The sequence below is a fragment of the [Clostridium] saccharolyticum WM1 genome (genome assembly GCF_000144625.1).
Lineage (GTDB): Bacteria > Bacillota > Clostridia > Lachnospirales > Lachnospiraceae > Lacrimispora > Lacrimispora saccharolytica.
Genome location: NC_014376.1, coordinates 2,207,424 through 2,222,807 on the forward strand (window position 1 = coordinate 2,207,424; position 15,384 = coordinate 2,222,807).

General features: G+C 42.9%; 13 protein-coding genes. All 13 read right to left on the reverse strand.

The features are described from left to right. Positions 1-56: 56 nt before the first annotated feature. Entirely contained in the window at positions 57-1,505 is a 1,449-nt protein-coding gene (gene miaB / locus CLOSA_RS10365) for a tRNA (N6-isopentenyl adenosine(37)-C2)-methylthiotransferase MiaB (RefSeq protein WP_013272719.1), read from the reverse strand. A gap of 115 nt (positions 1,506-1,620) precedes the next feature. Continuing rightward, the gene (locus CLOSA_RS10370) at positions 1,621-2,433 is read right to left on the reverse strand and encodes a DUF1189 domain-containing protein (protein ID WP_013272720.1); all 813 of its coding nucleotides are present in this window, start codon (positions 2,431-2,433) and stop codon (positions 1,621-1,623) included. Between the two features lie 316 nt (positions 2,434-2,749). Beyond that, positions 2,750-4,180, reverse strand: coding sequence for a glycoside hydrolase family 1 protein (locus tag CLOSA_RS10375; RefSeq protein ID WP_013272722.1), 1,431 nt, complete (start codon positions 4,178-4,180; stop codon positions 2,750-2,752). Between the two features lie 10 nt (positions 4,181-4,190). After that, a complete protein-coding gene (locus CLOSA_RS10380; protein WP_013272723.1) occupies positions 4,191-6,050 on the reverse strand; it encodes a beta-glucoside-specific PTS transporter subunit IIABC in 1,860 nt (619 codons plus the stop codon). Next, positions 6,047-6,892 (reverse strand): PRD domain-containing protein, encoded by an 846-nt coding sequence (locus CLOSA_RS10385; protein ID WP_013272724.1) that lies wholly within the window; start codon positions 6,890-6,892, stop codon positions 6,047-6,049. The genes CLOSA_RS10380 and CLOSA_RS10385 overlap by 4 nt, the downstream gene beginning before the upstream one ends. 227 nt (positions 6,893-7,119) lie before the next feature. Further along, entirely contained in the window at positions 7,120-8,634 is a 1,515-nt protein-coding gene (gene abc-f / locus CLOSA_RS10390) for a ribosomal protection-like ABC-F family protein (RefSeq protein ID WP_013272725.1), read from the reverse strand. Between the two features lie 347 nt (positions 8,635-8,981). After that, the gene (locus CLOSA_RS10400; protein ID WP_013272726.1) at positions 8,982-10,226 is read right to left on the reverse strand and encodes a glutamate-5-semialdehyde dehydrogenase; all 1,245 of its coding nucleotides are present in this window, start codon (positions 10,224-10,226) and stop codon (positions 8,982-8,984) included. Between the two features lie 62 nt (positions 10,227-10,288). Continuing rightward, positions 10,289-10,831, reverse strand: coding sequence for a 5-formyltetrahydrofolate cyclo-ligase (locus CLOSA_RS10405; protein ID WP_013272727.1), 543 nt, complete (start codon positions 10,829-10,831; stop codon positions 10,289-10,291). Continuing rightward, the gene (locus tag CLOSA_RS10410) at positions 10,809-11,030 is read right to left on the reverse strand and encodes a DUF896 domain-containing protein (RefSeq protein ID WP_013272728.1); all 222 of its coding nucleotides are present in this window, start codon (positions 11,028-11,030) and stop codon (positions 10,809-10,811) included. Before CLOSA_RS10410 ends, CLOSA_RS10405 begins: the two co-directional genes overlap by 23 nt. A 10-nt stretch (positions 11,031-11,040) precedes the next feature. After that, positions 11,041-11,904, reverse strand: a complete 864-nt coding sequence (proB, locus tag CLOSA_RS10415) for a glutamate 5-kinase (protein ID WP_013272729.1) — start codon at positions 11,902-11,904, stop codon at positions 11,041-11,043. Between the two features lie 70 nt (positions 11,905-11,974). Then, positions 11,975-13,570 (reverse strand): NAD(P)/FAD-dependent oxidoreductase, encoded by a 1,596-nt coding sequence (locus tag CLOSA_RS10420; RefSeq protein WP_013272730.1) that lies wholly within the window; start codon positions 13,568-13,570, stop codon positions 11,975-11,977. 57 nt (positions 13,571-13,627) lie between these two features. After that, positions 13,628-14,908 (reverse strand): BaiN/RdsA family NAD(P)/FAD-dependent oxidoreductase, encoded by a 1,281-nt coding sequence (locus CLOSA_RS10425; RefSeq protein ID WP_013272731.1) that lies wholly within the window; start codon positions 14,906-14,908, stop codon positions 13,628-13,630. 66 nt (positions 14,909-14,974) lie between these two features. Further along, positions 14,975-15,367 carry a hypothetical protein gene (locus CLOSA_RS10430; protein WP_013272732.1) on the reverse strand — a complete coding sequence of 131 codons (393 nt, stop codon included), beginning with the start codon at positions 15,365-15,367 and terminating at the stop codon, positions 14,975-14,977. Between the last annotated feature and the right edge of the window lie 17 nt (positions 15,368-15,384).

The following is a 15,384-nucleotide window of genomic DNA, read 5'->3' on the forward strand; positions in this document are numbered from 1 at the left end:
ACACTTCCAATAATCGGATGGACGAGCTGAAAAGCAGCCCTTTTATCCTCACCATATTATGGCCTTAAAGTTCCCATGTAGTAAAATCCTCTGGATTCATCCAGATATACGTCCACGATTTTTCCTATCAGAGAAGAATCTCCCTTAAAATGAACGGTAGTGTTATTACCTAAGCGGCCGGTTAAAAGACCTTCCTCATGATCATTCACTTCTTCTGCAAGTACCTTCTGAACGGTGTGTACCTCTCTTCCGCAGACCTCAGAGGAGATGTTCTTTACTTCATCCAGCAGACGGTCAAAACGGTTCTTTATTGCTTCTTCAGAAACCTGTTCCTCCATCTTTGCTGCCGGTGTTCCGGTACGTTTGGAGTAGATAAAAGTAAAGGCGCTGTCAAAACGTACCTTTCTCACCACTTCAAGAGTTTCGTTAAAATCTTCTTCTGTCTCGCCGGGGAATCCTACAATGATATCTGTGGTCAGAGAAATATCCGGAATGGCTGTCCGGATTTTTTCTACAAGCTCCAGATACTGTTCCTTGGTGTATTTCCGGTTCATGACCTTTAAAATCCGGCTGCTGCCTGACTGAAGAGGCAGGTGAAGATGGTGGCAAACCTTTTTTGAATTTTTCATGGCTTTAATCAGTTCGTCTGACAAATCCTTTGGATGGGAAGTCATAAAGCGGATCCGCTCCAGGCCTTCCACCTGATCGATCTGGGTCAGAAGTTCTGCAAAGCTTACGGGTGTATCCAGGGTCTTTCCGTATGAGTTGACGTTTTGCCCTAAAAGCATGATCTCTACAACGCCGTCATTTACCAGCTGCTTTATCTCTTCCAGAATGTCTTTGGGGCTGCGGCTCCGTTCCCTGCCCCGTACATAAGGCACGATGCAGTAGCTGCAGAAATTGTTGCATCCAAACATAATATTAACGCCGGATTTAAAGGAGTACTTCCGTTCCGTGGGGAGATCCTCCACAATCCGGTCCGTTCCCTCCCAGATGTCAACCACCATCTTTTTTTCTTCCAGGCGTTCATACATAAGCTCTGCCAGTTTAAAGATGTTATGAGTGCCAAAAATAATATCCACAAAGCGGTAGCTCTTTTTGATCTTTGCAACTACTTCTTCTTCCTGCATCATGCAGCCGCAAAGAGCAATCATCATATAAGGATTTTTCTTTTTTAAGCTGTTTAAATAACCAAGACGTCCGTAGACTCTGTCATTGGCATTTTCTCTGACGGTACAAGTATTATAAAGAACAAAGTCAGCCTCTTCCGTGTCATGTTCCACAAACCCGATGGCCTCTAAGATCCCTTGAAGCTTTTCGGAATCTCTGGAATTCATCTGGCAGCCGAAGGTGGCGATGTGAAAGGTAAGCTGCTCTTTTCCTGAGACTTCCTTTAAATTTTCCAGAATATCCTGACAGCGTTCTATAAAAAAGTATTGTCTTGCAGGCTCCTCCTGGGGGGCATGGCTGAGGGCTTCTTCGTAAGTCATATTTATATCATTCATTTACATAACCTCTTAATTTTTTCTTTATAGCATATATCCGCAGTGAACAGTATATCATAAATCCTTTTTATTGCAAATACCCAAAAAAATTCCCCTAGCAGCCTGCGTCCTGCTTCTATTTAAAATAATTATCCTGTTCGGAATATACTTCTAAGGGCTGCTGTAAATCAAATTCCTTCATCTTCTGAATAGCAAGTACAATGCACAGTACGGAAAGGCCGAAATTGATGATACCGAACATGGGTATGGAAAACGGAAGAAAGGATATAATTGCTTTCAGCAATAAAGGCAATGTCCTTGCGTAGACTCCCATTTGATAAAGCTGTCCAAAAGTTAGTTTATACTTCATGCAGGAGGCGGCTATCATACCAAGAAGGGCAACAATCAGTACCCCAAAGAAAAAGAAGGCTGCCATGAATAGAAAGGCCGCAACCATAATACCTGCTACGATCAGGTAAGCCTGGGGAACGAATGCCATAAGTTTATCCCTGCTGAAATCTATATTTAGATCCGAAAAATATTGTCCCTGAATTTGACCTTTGTTCTTCACAATAACTTTTTCTGAATCGATCAGGAATACTTGATAATAATCTGATAAATACTCCCCGATTTCATCTGCATCATAAAAAATATGATCCGGATTAGTATTGATATTAATATATGTACCGTCTGCCTCATATTCAATAGGCTTTTCTATCCAAAATTCTCCATCACTTAGCTCAAAATCAGGAATATAATCATTTATAATCTTTACAAATCCGCCTGTTTTGACCTGAAATTTAATGAAAGGAACTATCATGGTCAGCGCAAAATATATAACTGTAAGAATGATTCCTGCTAAAAAAACCTTGCGTCGTTTGTTTTTCAAAAATTCCTTATAACTTTTAAAATCATAAACCGATAATATAAGTTCCTTGAATACATTCATATATTTACTCCCCGCCTTATCTTCGTTTTCGCTCCATCATTAACAAAAATCCTGCTTACTTTCCGCTTACTCTTATACTCCTTTTCATAAACTTTTACATACCATATCTTACCCATTTGCTTCTATCCTTTCTCTTAAGTATTTTTAACACATATTAAGCTTATCATATGGCTGTATTGAAGTAAAATATTATTTTCTATCGGCTTGTGTAATAAACTCTGGAAAAAACTGTCCTTTAGTCCATTGTATCCAATGGAAAAGAGCCGCTGTACATAGGTGGTTACGTTCCTATGTACAACGACCCTTTTGCAAAAAATCAGGTGAGGTTTTCTCCGTTTGTTTCAATTACCCGTTTAAACCATTCAAAGGAATCTTTTTTTATCCGGTCCATGGATCCTTCCCCATGATCATTCAGATCCACATAAATAAATCCGTAACGCTTGCTCATTTGTCCTGTTGTGGCACTGACCAGGTCAATTGGTGCCCATGTTAAATAGCCAAAGCAATCCACCTGATCCATTTCAACTGCTTTTTTTAGCTGGGCAATGTGTTTTTTCAAATAATCCATTCGATATTCATCATGGATTTTCCTGTTTTCCGTTAATTGATCCACCGCACCAAGTCCATTTTCCGTAACAATAATCGGGATCCCATATTTCCGGTAAGTATAATTCAGCAAATACCGAAGGCCCACAGGGTCAATGGTCCAGCCCCATTTGCTTGCTTCCAGATAAGGATTTTGCAGGCCGCCAAACAGGGCGCTTTTTCCTTCTTCTGACCCTTCATATTCAGCAACTGACGATGCGTAATAATTCATCCCAATAAAATCGATTGTTCCATCACGAAAAGCCTGGCGATCTTCCTCGCTGACAGCAATTTTGATTCCCTGCGATTTGTATTCCTGGATTTTATAAGAAGGAAACTGTCCGTTGCACATGGCGTCAATCTGATAAAAATCACGGTCCATTTGTTTGAACGCATTCATTACGTTTATTGGATTGCAATCGATAGGATAAACCGGTTCGATTCCAAACACACAGCCTATCTGGGTCTGCGGGTCTATGGCATGACCCAGCTTAACGGCCAGACAGCTTGCAAGAGTCATGTTGTAACCAATAGTCGCAAGAGTCTGCTTTTTATTCTCCAATTCAGAATATTTTAACCCGGCAATCATATAGGTAAAGATATCGCTTGCCTCAGTTTGAGGATCGATATGGTTCATTTCATTAAATGTGACCCAGTATCTTACGTTTCCTTTCAACGCCTCAAACATTGTCCGGCAAAACGTTAAATAATAATCAATTACCTTTCTGTTTGCCCAGGAACCGTATTTTGACACCAAATGGACAGGCATTTCAAAATGATACAAAGTTACAATAGGCTCTATTCCATACCTTTTTAATTCATCTACAACTTTTTGATAGAACAGGATTCCTTCCTGGTTCGGGAGATTTTCCTCTCCTTTTGGATAAATTCTTGACCAGTCAATGGACAGCCTTAAAGCTTTAAACCCCATTTCTGCCAAAAGAGCAATATCCTCTTTGTAGCGGTGATAAAAATCAATTCCATGATGAGACGGATAATGGGCAGATCCGGATAGCTGTTTATGGATTTCCCTTGGCTTTCCATAGGCTCCTACAGTCACAAGATCCATGATCCCTAAGCCTTTCTGTCCTTCCTCATAAGCACCTTCGCATTGGTGGGCGGCAATGCTGCCACCCCATAAAAAATTGTCCTTGAATCTCATATCTGATTTTTTACTCCTGTTCCAGGACAATACTCATGATCTGATCATCAGCGTGAACCTGCTTGCTTCCCTCAGGAATTACATCCAAATAATCATTGGTATTTGTTATTACAACAATGACAGTAGGATCATAACCGGCATCTATGATGCTTTCAAAGTCCACAACCGCTAATGGTTGTCCTTTTTTTACGATGTCTCCCTGATTCACCATTACCTCGAAATGTTTTCCTTCAAGTTTCACAGTATCAATACCAATATGAAGCAAAACCTCTTCCCCATGTTCCCCTTTTATTCCAATTGCATGTTTTGTAGGAAAAACAGCTGCAACTTCTCCAGTAACAGGTGCAAAAATACTGTTTTTTTCCGGAATAATTCCAACCCCTTTTCCTAAAGCACCAGTTGAAAAAGCCTGATCTTTTACTTCTGATAACTGCACCAACCGGCCTTCCGCAGCGGCTGATAAACGAATGGTACGGAAATTTGGATTTTCGCCTGTTATTTCACCTGGATCCTCTTTTTTATCGGTATCATCTTCCGAAGGTACTCCTAATACATAGGAAACGATAGCTGCACCTACGAAACTGATAATCACTGCCGAGACCATCAGCCATAAATTTTTAAAATCGCCTGTTCCAATGTAAGCCGGCAGGCCAAACAGGCCCCATGCGATGGAATAAGCCTTTACACCTGTAACTCCTGCAAACAGACCGCCTAAACCGCCGCCGATCATTACCGCCACAAACGGCCGGCGGAATTTAACAAATACACCATAAATGGCAGGTTCCGTCACACCTAAGATAGCAGATAAGGTTACCGTTCCGAAGAGCTGTTTTTGTTTGCTGTTTCTTGTCCGTAAAAAGTACCCTAACATCGCTCCGCCAACAGCGATATCGGAAATCGTGCAAGAAGAAATAAACGCCGGATCATAACCATTAGAAGCAATCAGGGATGCCACCACCGGCATAATAAAATTGCCTGCTCCCAGCATGATAATAAATGGCTGCAATGCAGAGTAAAGCATCATTACAAACCAGCTTCCCACATATTTCATCAAAAGGTTAAAGAAAGCAATGATTCCTTCCCCCAGATAAAACCCTAAGGGTCCAAAAACCAGCAAGGTTGCAGGAAGCATCACAATCATGATCAGTAAAGGAGTTAAAAAGTACTGTAAGGCTGTTGGAACAATCTTTTTTACATATTTTGTTACATATCCCATAAACCAAACAGCTAATAAAATAGGGATAAAACTATTGGAATAAGTAATTTGAGGCAATGGAATGGTAAATAAGGTCAGACCTTCTGCTCCGTTAATTGACCCGGATAAAATGGTTGCCGCTAAAGCCACTGCCAGGTAAGGACTTACCCCTAATCGTTTGGCACAGCTCATTGCCATAAAAATAGGCAGGAAATAGAAAACAGCATTTCTTAAAGCATCAAAAATCTGATATGTGGGGCTTTCAGGAGAAATCAGTCCTGTAAGGGAAACAATGGATAAAAACGCCGCAAGCAATCCTGCACAAATAATTGGTTCCAATATAGGGTTCATAGATTCAGACACAACGTCTAAAGCAGCTTTTACAAAATTTTTATTCTTACATTTCTGTGACCCGTCTTCTCCGGCACTGATGCCAAGCATATCGATTAATTCTTTATATACGTCATTTACGTGAGTTCCCACAATTATCTGGTAAGCCACATTGTTATCGACCACATCAATCACGCCTTTTAAATTTTTGATTTCCTCTGTCTTAGCTTTCCTTTTATCTTTTAATGTAAAACGTAAACGTGTCATACAGTGAACAACTGCCTGTACGTTGTTTTTACCGCCGATTAAGTCAATCATCTGCTGATTAAACTGCTGGTATTTCATGATTCGTTTTCCTTTCTTTCCAAAATGCGGTTAATGTGTATCATTAAATACGCATATTCATCTTGCGTTAAATACTGATTAAACTTTTTCTTCACATAAATATCAATTTTTTCTACTGCCGTATAAGCATAGGGGTAGATCTCCTTTACCTGCTGAAACAAAATGGAATCACTTTGTCCATGATTCTTATCTTTTCTTAAGCGTTCAATAAAATATTGAAGATGTGTTACTAGCCGCATATAGTTCATTGAAGATTCATCAAAGGAGAGATTAAAATGATATTTGATAATGTTCAGCATATCCTGGAGCGTTTCCATATCTTTAATTTTTTCATCCAGAAGAGATTTTTCTTCCTGGATATTTACAAAGTGTAAGGCGATTGAAACAGCTTCGTCATCAGGAAAATCAATTTGATAGCATTCCCTCATCATCTGCAAAGCATGGAGACCGATTTTATAATATACCGGATAAAACTTTTGAACCTCCCAGGATAAAGGACTGCGGATAAACTGATTTTTCTTCCCTCGTTTCCAGGCAAAAGTAATATGGTCAAGTAAGGCCAGATATAAATAATCATTTGCTTTTTGTTTTAATATTTTTTCACCATAATCAACGAAATCATTAATCAGACCAATGGTTTTATCATCGGTATTGGTGAGTAAATAGCTTAAATGCTCAAGGCGGTCTTTGGAATCTAATACATACGTCTTTTCAATTTCGGAGTCTGTAATTAGTTGGCCAACTTTTTTTTTGAAAGAAATCCCCGTTGAATAGACGATCGATTCATGGCCTCCTTTTTCAACAATTGCAATGTTATTATTGAGTATCTTTTTTACCCGCACCGTGTACTCCTTTCCAGAAAAAAAACTCAGATTACATACCAATTAACCCAGGAAAAAATGGGCTGATTAATATGCAATCTGAGTTCTGCCTGCTTATCAGTAACATAACTCAAGAAATAACTACTTTGTTATTTCTGGTTTTTTCTTTCTTACACATAGGTATATTATCACTAATTTATTCCTATGTCAACGCCTAACTTTTGTATAAATAGGGCAATTTACCGTTTTTATTCTCTATGATCATGGATCTCCACTACTTCCGTTGCCACTTTCCCGGTAAATGCATCGTCATGCTCTACAACCAGCATGGTGGGCTTGAATTTAAGAATCAGATCCTCGATCTGAATCCTGGAATATACGTCAATAAAATTAAGAGGTTCATCCCATATATACAAATGGGCCTGCTCACAGAGGCTGCGGGCAATCAGAACCTTTTTCTTCTGTCCTTCGCTATAGGATTCCATGGGTTTCTCCAGCTGCTCCCTGGAAAAGTCCAGCTTGCGCAGAAGCGTTTTAAACAGGGGGTCTTCGATACCGCTTTCCCTGGAATATTGTGTCAGGCTTCCTTTTAAAAATGAAGTGTCCTGGGATACATAGGAAATTTTAAGGCTGCTGGCTGTTTCCTTATTCCCCGTATAGGAAATACGTTCACCTGTAACGTCCATGCCCAGGATCAGCTTCAGTATGGTGGATTTTCCGCACCCGTTTTTCCCTTGTAAGGATATGCGCTGTCCCTGTTCCAGGATAAAGCTGACCGGTTCACAGACAGGCATATCATAATATGGAACAACCTCCTTTAAGGACAGAATTCTGGATGAGTGGTATTTTAAAGGATAAAGCTTAAGATCCTCCGCCTCTTCTATATTTTTCAGCAGGCCCTTTTTTTCCTCAATGGCACGGTCCTGCCTGCGTTCCAGATTCTTTCTGCGCATCTGCATGCGCCTGGACTTTTCGCCAATATAGGCCCGTGTATCAATGGATTTTTCACGGCCCATGGACTTTTTTCCGATCTTTGTTGATTCCACCTGGTCCGCCCAGTCCCCTGATTGCCTTGCGGCCGCCTCTAAATCACGGATGTCCTTTTTCAACCGCTGGTTTTCAGACCGTTGGAACTGGTCCTGCATTTGCTTGTTCTCATACCAGGAGGTGAAATTGCCCTTCTGAACTTCCATATTGGTTTTGTTTATGGACAGGATGTGATCCACGGATGCATCCAGGAACTTCCGGTCATGGGACACCAGAATAAAGCCCTTTTTGCTGTTTAAATACTGGCTTACCAGTTCTCTGGCTTCCCGGTCCAGATGATTGGTGGGTTCATCGATCAGCAGAAAATGACCTTCCCTTAAGAAAAGGGCTGCTAAGAGTACCTTGGTGCGCTCTCCGTTTGAAAGCGTGTAAAACGGGCGGTATAGCACATCCTCGGAAACCTTCAGTCTGGATAATTCTCTTTTAAGCTCCCAAAAAGCATAATCCCCAAGGAGGGTGTCCAGAATTTCCAAAGTGTTCAGCTCCACATCCGGTACCGGATATGGGAAGTAATCAAACAGGACATTGGATACAATGGTTCCCGTGTATTGATACCGGTTCATCAGAAGATTTAAAAATGTGGTCTTTCCCCTCCCGTTTCTTCCTGTAAAGCCCAGCTTCCAATCCGTATCAATCTGGAAGGATACCTGTTCGAAAACGGGGTCAGGACTTCCGTCGTAGGTAAATGATAAATCAGTGACTTGTATTAATGACATAGACATTCCTCCATTCAGGCAAGAAATAAAATTTCCGCACAAAAAAAGCTGCAAGAATCAATTTTCTCACAGCCGCCTGCATCAAAATAAGCCCTTCGGGCAAACTTTCCGCTGGATTCATGTCCTGTCGTGACAGAAAAGGTAGGAGAAGAAATAAGATTCTTGCAAAAACAGGCATAACAAATAAGGGGATCGTCCCCTTTTCTTATTATGCAGTTCCTTCAGCAAGAATCATTTCTTCATCCTTACACCTCATTTCGTTTTATATGTCCATAGTTTATCATAACTAAATAAAACTGTCAATTTATAAAAACAGCAGAATGCTAGCATAAAGACAGACCTTCCAACTATGGGCGAATTTGTCCGTTGCCATAGATGATATATTTGGTGGTGGTCAGTTCCTTAAGTCCCATAGGCCCTCTTGCATGGAGTTTTTGAGTGCTGATGCCAATTTCAGCTCCAAATCCAAACTCATGTCCATCAGTAAAACGAGTGGAAGCGTTGACATAAACTGCTGCCGCATCAATCTCATTTAAAAACTTCTGGGCATTGTTGTAATCTGATGTAATTATAGATTCGGAATGCCTGGTGCTATAACGGTTAATGTGGGTAATCGCTTCCTCCACAGAACCCACAAGCTTTAACGACAGGATATAATCCAGGTATTCACAACCCCAATCTTCTTCAGTGGCTGAAATAAATCCCTCTGTCATGGCACAGGCTTCCTCGTCCGCACGAATCTCAACCGATTTTTGAGAAAGCCGTTCTTTTAATAAGGGCAGGAAACCGGGGGCAATTGCTCTGTGAATGACCAGGGACTCACAAGCATTGCAAACTCCGATCCTCTGAGTCTTTGCGTTGTATATGATATCCAAAGCCATATTAAAATCAGCAGTTTCGTCGACAAAAATATGGCAGTTTCCTGTTCCTGTTTCAATGACTGGAATGGTGCTGTTATCTACAACAGTTCTTATTAAACCCGCCCCTCCTCTTGGAATCAATACATCCACATACTCTCTAAGGCGCATGAATTCCTTAGTTACTTCCCGGTCAATATCGGTAATGAGCTGGATGGCATTCTCTGGCAGGCCCGCATTTCTAAGGCCGGTACGGAGCCATTTTACAATAGCCTTATTAGATTCCAGGGCATCCCTTCCTCCCTTTAAGATCACGGCATTTCCTGATTTAAAGCAGAGTCCAAAGGCATCGGCAGTTACATTAGGTCTGGCTTCATATATAATACCGACAACCCCCAGAGGAACCCTCTTCTGTCCGATGGTTAGGCCATTGGGGCGGACTTTCATGGAAAGCACCTCTCCCACCGGGTCCTCCAGAGCAGCTACGGACAAAAGCCCGTCTGCCATGGCTTCGATTCTGGCAGGAGTCAATTCCAGGCGGTCGATCAGCCCGGCACTCATACCGGAAGCTGCTGCTTTTATTACATCCTCCTGATTTGCGGTGAGAATTTCCACTTCTCCTTCCAGCAGGGCCGCCGCTGCCGCCTTTAAGCCTTCCTCCTTTTTTGCTGAACCCAGGATCCCCATGATTCCGGCTGTTTCTTTTGCTGTCTTTCCAATCTCTGTAATCGTCATAAAAGAGTCCTCCAATCTTTTTCTAAACGGTGCTTCTTTTTTCCTGCCCTCCCAGTGCTGCATTAAGGGGTAATAATCCAGTCCACACGTTTGTCATGAGGTTCCGTTGGTATATGTTCCAATATCTGAAAGCCGTATGCTATGGCAATGCGGGGATGGTTTGGTTCCTTCTCAAACAGACGGTCATAGTATCCACCTCCGTATCCGATCCGGTTCCCGGACTGGTCAAAGGCTATTCCGGGAACAATAACAGGAGCTCCCGGATCATGTATTCTTAAACAGGATGGTTTAGGCTCCATAATTCCCATAACGCCTTCCTCCAAATCTGTTTTCCCCGATATAGAATAAAACTCCAGGTTCTTTCCAACGACCTTTGGTACGGCTACGCATTTTCCCTGCTTTAATAAAGTTTCCATGAACCTCCAGGTCCCCGCTTCCCGGCGAAAGGATACATAGCAATAGACACAAAATGCCTTGAGAATGTCATCCATGTTTAAAAGCTGCTCACAAATGGAATCGTTCCAAAGGCTTTCAGCGGCTGACTCCAAAGACCTGCGTTGCTCCTTGATCAATGCCCTGATATCATTCTTCTCCGACTTTTCCATATTTTTTACCTAAATCCGTTATGGTACCGTCTTTTTCCTGAATCGAAATATTGTTTAAATTACCTCGTAAATTATTGCGGATGGTTTGAATATACTCCCTCCGTAAAGCAGCCTGCTCTGCCAGTTCTTCTTCTGATAATCCTACTGATTTTGATTTATGATAAAGTGTATTGATTCGGTCAATCTTTTCCTGATTCATAGGTTTCTCCTTAATACTCATGATTAATATAGTCCATTAAATCAAAGTCATGGTTTGGATGGGCCAGGAACAAGGTCCCTTTTACTTCTCCCTCCACGATCTGCCCAATGACATCCACCTGATCTCCGTTTGCAATGACCATATCAGAACCGCTGTCCGTGGCAATGCGGGCGGCTGCCAGCTTTGCGGCCATTCCTCCGGTGCCCACATCGCTTCCAGAGGTGGATTTCCCCATATCAAGAAGCTTTGGCGTGATTTCCCTTACCAGTCCGATAAATTCTGCGTCTGGATTTTGCCTGGGGTCATCAGAATAAAGGCCGTCGATATCCGATAATAAGATAAGAAGATCCGCTCCGATCAATGCGGCAACAATAGCGGATAGCCGGTCATTATCACCAAAATTATCCACCAGGGGAATTTCGGAAGTGGATACGGTATCATTTTCATTGACAATGGGGATGGTTCCCAGCTTTAAAAGTTCATCAAAGGTATTCTGGGCGTTGTATCGGCTGCTGTCATTAACCATAGTATTTTTGGTTAAAAGAACCTGTGCAGCTATTTGATTATATTCTGCAAAGAGCTTCTGGTACACCATCATAAGCCTGGCCTGGCCTACGGCTGCATATGCCTGTTTTTCCGATATAGTTACGGGCTTGGTATGATGACCCAGAGCCTGGCGTCCTGCTGCAATAGCACCGGAGGAAACCAAAACCACCTCTTTTCCCTGTCCTTTTAAATCGCTGATTACCCGAACCAGTTTCTCGATTTTCATCAGGTTTAAGTCCCCGGTATAGGCATGTGTTAAGGAAGAGGATCCAATTTTAATTACAATCCTTTTTTTATCCTTTAGTTTCTCTCGTTCCCAGGTGTTCATCTTCATTATCATCTGCTTTCTGGAATTCTTTTTGCTTCATATCTTACATCATTTTTGCAGTTTCGTCAATTTATATAGAAAACCTTTCAAATTTTGCAGCAATGGCTTCTGCCACTTTTAAGCCATCCATTGCCGCAGAGGTAATTCCCCCTGCGTATCCGGCACCTTCTCCACATGGATAGATTCCTTTTATACCGCATTCAAACGTTTCGTTCCTGGGGATCCGTACCGGCGAAGAAGTCCTGCTTTCCACACCAGCTAAAATAGCATCGGCCATGGAAAAACCATGGATGCGGCGTTCAAAAGCTTCCACTCCTTCTATGACTGATTCTGATAAGTATTCCGGAAGAAAATCTCTAATATTTACAAATTCATAAAGGCCTTTAAATGCAGGTGCCACGGATCCAAAGGTCTTTGAGGTCTGGCTCTTTTTAAAATCTCCGTATAGCTGAACCGGAATTTTTCCGGAGCCATAGGAAAAGGCAGCCTCTTCCAGCCGTCTTTGATAAGCGATGCCGGCGAGAGGAGCCGTGCTTCCAAAATCCTCCGGCGTTACCGTGACGATCAGGGCGCTGTTAGCATTCACGCCATCCCGTTTGTGATAGCTCATCCCGTTAACTGCAAGCTTTTTTTCTTCGGAAGAAGCGTTGACCACATATCCTCCCGGACACATACAGAAGGTATAAATACCTCTGCCGTTTGCGCACTGATGCGTCAGCTTGTAATCCGCTGGGCCTAGTATGGGGTGGTTACCGGTTCCATACTGAGACCGGTTTATGTTTTCCTGGGGATGTTGGATCCTTAAGCCCACTGCAAATGCCTTTGCTTCCATGGGTATTCCTTTTTTGTTCAGAATTTCAAAGGTATCCCTGGCACTGTGTCCGATGGCCAGAACAAGAACCTCTGCGGGGATCTGTTCCTTTTTATTGACAACAACCCCCTGCAGCCGGTGGTCATTCATTATAAAATCGGTCACAGGGCTGTTGAAACGGACCTCTCCCCCAAGCCGTATAATTTCTTTTCTCATTCCTTTCACAATGCCGCTTAAAACATCTGTGCCGATATGAGGCTTATTTACATAGAGAATAGAGGGATCTGCACCGAATTCCACAAAAAGCTCCAATACCTTCCGGTTCCTCATAAGAGGATCCTTTACAAGCGTATTCAGCTTTCCGTCGGAAAAGGTGCCTGCTCCTCCCTCTCCAAACTGTACATTACAGTCAGGCCTTAATGTTCCGCCCTTCCAGAATAGATCCACGGCCTCCTTGCGTTTTTCCACGCACTCTCCCCGCTCCAATAGCAGGGGCTGATAGCCGTTCCTGGCCAGCATCAACCCACAGAAAAGTCCGGCTGGTCCGGTCCCTATAATCACCGGCCGGTGAGCCATTCTTTTGGTTCCGGACGTTAGAAACACATATTCCTTTTTCTCTGATAACCCGATGTCCCCGCTCTTTGCTTTATGTAACACAGACTCTTCTTTTTCAACCTCCACATCTATGGAGTAGGTAAAATGGATTTCCTCCTTTTTTCTGGCATCTACGGATTGCTTTATTATAAGGATAGAACGGATGTCCTTAACCTGAACTTTTAAAGCTTTTGCTGCCTTTGCCCATAAGGCCTCTGAACTGTGCTCCACCGGCAGCTTTAATTGATTGATTCTGATCATGATTATCCTCATTCCTGCCCATACTTTCCGGGTCTTAAGTTATGCTCTCAGGAAGTTCTATTCCTGCCTGTGTTTTCCGGGATAAGCGCTTCTGGCTTTTTTAAGTGCAATACACCTGTTGGATATTCCTTTTCCTGCACAGGTACCGGCAAGTATGCCGCAAGACCAGGCCCACTGCAGGTTATAGCCTCCGCAGATACCGTCTGCGTCAAGTATTTCTCCGGCCAGATAAAGGCCGTTAATAAGTTTAGATTCCATGGTATCCGGATCAACTTCCATGGTATCAATACCTCCGCTGCATACCTGGGCCTGATCAAAGGAATTGGAAGCAAGAATATTCGTTTTCAGTCCCTTTAAGGCAGAAACAAGTCTGTTGATCTGGACAGGGGTGATATTTTTTACCAGGCCCTCGTTCATGATTCCGGCTTCCTTTAAAAGAATCCCGTTTAGTTTATGATTTAAAACACCATTTAAAAACTCCTCTGCCCGCCGGTAACCCAAGCGTTTTACCCTTTCCGAAAGAAACTGACGGGTATTGTCAATATTCATGGAAGGAAGAAAATCCAGCTCCGCTGTAACCTGTTGCCCTGCATCAATCCCTCTGACTGCATACCGGCTGATCTGAAAAACGGGAATGCCGGAAATCCCATAATCTGTAAACTGAAGCTCTCCCCGGTCGGCTGCCGCCGTTTTACCGTCTATTTTAAGTGTCACGAAAGCCTCCGTCCTGACTCCTGCTGCCTGCTTGTACCATTTTTCTCTGCACCTAAGCTGTACCAGGGCTGGCAGAGGTTTAATGATTTTGTGTCCCAAAGCTTTTGCCAGCTCATAGCCGCTGCCATCGGAGCCTGTTTTGGGGGCTGCCGAGGAACCTGCCGCTAAAATAAGGGCATCCGCCCGTTTCTCTCCTTTCGAAGTTACCAGGGACAAATCCTTTTTTATCTCTATCACCTGACAGTCGGTAACAATAGATACACCCAGATGCTCCAGTTCAAAAAGAAGCGCATTAAGGACGGAGGCCGCCTGCCCGGAATTTGGATAGACATATCCGTTCCGGTCTGTAAGAACAAGGCCAAGATCCCGGAAGAATTCCAGGGTCTGTCCCACGGTGATGTTCTCCAGAACTCTTTTTATAAAAGACAGCTGTCCTCCACGGTAAGCGTTTTCAGGAGTTATAAGATTGGTTAAATTGCATTTTCCGTTTCCTGTGGAAAGAAGCTTTTTCCCCGGCTTGGCTGTATGCTCTAAAACGGTAACAGAAGCGCCCTGCCTGGCTGCCTGAATGGCCGCTGTCAGACCGGAAGCTCCTGCTCCTACGATGATTACCTGTCGTTTCATAAAATCCTCCTGTATCCACAGACAGACCGATTGTATCCAGTTTGCCTCTATATTTCAAGTGTTTCTTTAACTTGTATAGGATTCCAGATAATTAAATACTTCTATCATGGAAGAAAACCATATGCCCTCCATTAATTTTCCCCGCTCTTCCTCGGGGAAATCGGTAATTGGCATATGGGTATAAAGGCAGATGGTGGTTTTATCCTGGTAGAGGACGAGCAAATATCCGTCCTCTGAAACAAGATAGTATTTCTCCTTACTCTTAGCGTTTACAGGCTCAGCTTCTTCCTCTTCCTGGTTGATTACGATCTGCGCTTCTGTCACAGTTTCTGTTTCTATGGTTGCCCCCGGCAGGGCTTCCTCAGGCCTTACGCTGTCCTTTGTAATGGCAAAGCCTATCCCCAGGCAGATCGCAGATGCCGCTACGAATAAAAGAAAGCAGAACATATACTTCTTCATGAGATGATACCTCCTTC

Excerpts from the sequence above, each read along its gene's own strand:
- miaB (WP_013272719.1), bottom strand. The coding sequence starts at position 1,505 with ATGAATGATATAAATATGACTTACGAAGAAGCCCTCAGCCATGCCCCC.
- CLOSA_RS10370 (WP_013272720.1), bottom strand. The coding sequence starts at position 2,433 with ATGAATGTATTCAAGGAACTTATATTATCGGTTTATGATTTTAAAAGT.
- CLOSA_RS10375 (WP_013272722.1), bottom strand. The coding sequence starts at position 4,180 with ATGAGATTCAAGGACAATTTTTTATGGGGTGGCAGCATTGCCGCCCAC.
- CLOSA_RS10380 (WP_013272723.1), bottom strand. The coding sequence starts at position 6,050 with ATGAAATACCAGCAGTTTAATCAGCAGATGATTGACTTAATCGGCGGT.
- abc-f (WP_013272725.1), bottom strand. The coding sequence starts at position 8,634 with ATGTCATTAATACAAGTCACTGATTTATCATTTACCTACGACGGAAGT.
- CLOSA_RS10400 (WP_013272726.1), bottom strand. The coding sequence starts at position 10,226 with ATGACGATTACAGAGATTGGAAAGACAGCAAAAGAAACAGCCGGAATC.
- CLOSA_RS10405 (WP_013272727.1), bottom strand. The coding sequence starts at position 10,831 with ATGGAAAAGTCGGAGAAGAATGATATCAGGGCATTGATCAAGGAGCAA.
- CLOSA_RS10410 (WP_013272728.1), bottom strand. The coding sequence starts at position 11,030 with ATGAATCAGGAAAAGATTGACCGAATCAATACACTTTATCATAAATCA.
- proB (WP_013272729.1), bottom strand. The coding sequence starts at position 11,904 with ATGAACACCTGGGAACGAGAGAAACTAAAGGATAAAAAAAGGATTGTA.
- CLOSA_RS10420 (WP_013272730.1), bottom strand. The coding sequence starts at position 13,570 with ATGATCAGAATCAATCAATTAAAGCTGCCGGTGGAGCACAGTTCAGAG.
- CLOSA_RS10425 (WP_013272731.1), bottom strand. The coding sequence starts at position 14,908 with ATGAAACGACAGGTAATCATCGTAGGAGCAGGAGCTTCCGGTCTGACA.
- CLOSA_RS10430 (WP_013272732.1), bottom strand. The coding sequence starts at position 15,367 with ATGAAGAAGTATATGTTCTGCTTTCTTTTATTCGTAGCGGCATCTGCG.